The 2,452-nt window shown below is 29.1% G+C and carries 2 protein-coding genes and 1 pseudogene; 1 reads left to right on the forward strand and 2 read right to left on the reverse strand.

Annotated features, from left to right (window positions below):
* Positions 1 to 94: pseudogene (locus LQ694_RS15330) on the reverse strand (lincosamide nucleotidyltransferase Lnu(A)); the annotation flags it as partial.
* Positions 95 to 359: 265 nt separating this feature from the next.
* Between LQ694_RS15330 and LQ694_RS15335 the strand changes: the two are divergent.
* Complete coding sequence (locus LQ694_RS15335) at positions 360 to 1,283, forward strand: protein rep (RefSeq protein WP_011428876.1); 924 nt, start codon at positions 360 to 362, stop codon at positions 1,281 to 1,283.
* Positions 1,284 to 1,969: 686 nt separating this feature from the next.
* Here LQ694_RS15335 and lnu(A) read toward each other — a convergent pair.
* Positions 1,970 to 2,452: lincosamide nucleotidyltransferase Lnu(A) (gene lnu(A) / locus LQ694_RS15340; RefSeq protein WP_275583856.1), on the reverse strand; the 483-nt coding region annotated here is incomplete at its 5' end.

Consider the following 2,452-nt stretch of genomic DNA (forward strand, 5'->3'; position numbering starts at 1 on the left):
CCCAACCTCCATCTAACCAATAAGTTACTTCCATTTTTTCAAATAAGTCTAAAATATAAAATAAATCCTTTTCTGTTACATTATTAATTTTCATTTTATCCCTCCTAATTTAGGAATTTGAAACGAGTTGAAAACGAGTTTCTTCTTGTCTTGATAATAAGGGTAACTATTACAGAGTAGAATAGTTACCCTTAAAGTGTTGGTATATCTGGGTTGAAACACAAAAAAAGTTGCTTTTTTTAGCATACTCATGTAGTGTTTTAGGTGTCTAGTCTAAAAACATTATGAGAAAGGAGAAAAAGCAACTTTTTTTATTGTCATAGTTTGTGAAAACTAAGTTGTTTTTTAAGTTATATAACATGGATAAGTATACTGAGAAGAAACGAAGAAATCAAGTATTTCAGAAATTTATAAAGCGACATGTGGGGGAAAATCAAATGACATTGGTACGGGAATGTAATACCTTTTTGTCTTTTGTGACAGATAAGTCGTTAGAAAAAAATAAATTATATAAAGCAAATTCATGTAAAAATCGTTTTTGTCCGGTTTGTGCATGGCGTAAAGCGAGAAAAGATGCGTTGGGTTTATCTTTGATGATGCAGTATGTACAAAAAGAACATGAAAAAGAATTTATATTTTTAACTTTAACGACGCCTAATGTGTCTAAAAATAAATTAGAAAATGAGATTAAGCATTATAATCAATCATTTAGACGATTAAGTAATCGAACAAAATTTAAAAAGGTTGTTAAGGGTTATGTAAGAAAATTAGAAATTACATACAACAAAGAGCGGGATGATTATAACCCACATTTTCACGTTTTAATTGCGGTTAACAAATCTTATTTCAAAGATACTAAATCTTATATTAGCCAAAAAGAATGGTTGAATTTATGGCGAGATGTGACGGGAATGCCAGAAATTACACAAGTTCATGTCGAGAAAGTTAAGGCTAATAATGACAAAGAACTTTATGAAATGGCTAAATATTCTGGTAAAGATAGTGATTATTTAAGTAATCAAAAAGTATTCGACGCGTATTATCGTTCTTTAAAAGGTAAGCAGGTATTAGTGTATTCGGGATTATTTAAAGAGGCGAGAAAGTTATTAAAAAATGGCGATTTAGATTATTTAAAAGAGATTGATCCAACTGAATATATCTATCAAATTTTTTATATTTGGAAACAAAAAGAATATTTAGCGAGTGAATTGTATGATTTAACAGAACAAGAAAAAAGAGAATTAAATCATCAAATGATTGATGAAATTGAAGAAGAAACATAAAGTGTTGGTCTTAGACTGACACTTTTTTATTGTTAAATATATGGTCGCCTGCCTCTGTGGGAACTATAAAAAATGTATGCAAATTAATTTGCATGTAGATGGGCAGTATTGAAACTAATACTGATAAGTTACAACGATATTAGGTTGATTTTAAAATTGTTGAACGTGTCCGATTTCTACAAGCTAAGAGTAAATACAGAAAAGGCTACATTTAAGGTACAAAAAGCTTACAAGTGATTTACGATTTAAATGTAGTTAAGTTGTATCGTTTTGGTTAATAAAAATGTAGTGTTATAACATGCTTTTATTTGGCTCATATTTGCGTTTTAAGAGCTTATGTATGTTTTTAGGTATAAAACTATATGATTTACACTTAAAACTTTAAAATACCCCTTTAGAATTAAAATTAAGGGCATTTAAGATTTAACAAAATAAAAAAAGCCACCAATAAAATTTGGTGGCTTTTTTTATTTTTGGAAGTGAACAGTGAAAACAAAACAGAACGTTAATTAAATTATAACACGCTTTTATGCCGAGAAAATTTATTGATCGTTGAGAAGAACCCTTAACTAAACTTGTAGACGAATGTCGGCATAGCGTGAGCTATTAAGCCGACCATTCGACAAGTTTTGGGATTGTTAAGGGTTCCGAGGCTCAACGTCAATAAAGCAATTGGAATAAAGCAATTATGTTATTGATTTTAAATTTTTTATATCAAAATGGTCTTTTTCTGTTAAGTCATAACCAGAATGAAAAAGAAGCTGAGCTTCTTTTGAAATACATGGTATTTTTCGACCTTTATAATTAGTTTCTGAAAACCATTCATTTTGAAAAACGTAATTGCCACCTTCTGGATTTGCTTGAGTAATGGAACCATCATCATTTAAATTTATGGGATGAATATCTAAATATCCATATTTTTTATGTTTAAGTTCCATGCGTGAAGGCATCCAATCAACTTCTATTTTATATCCTATATCTTCTAATTTTTGTATAACTTTTTGAGTGTGTTGGGCGTCAAAATCTATATCTATATCTCTGTGTTCTCTTTGTTGTTTTCCAGTTAATACATCTACACCCCAACCTCCATCTAACCAATAAGTTACTTCCATTTTTTCAAATAAGTCTAAAATATAAAATAAATCCTTTTCTGTTACATTATTAATTTT

Source organism: Mammaliicoccus sp. P-M58, from assembly GCF_022386165.1.
Taxonomy (GTDB): Bacteria; Bacillota; Bacilli; order Staphylococcales; family Staphylococcaceae; genus Mammaliicoccus; species Mammaliicoccus sciuri.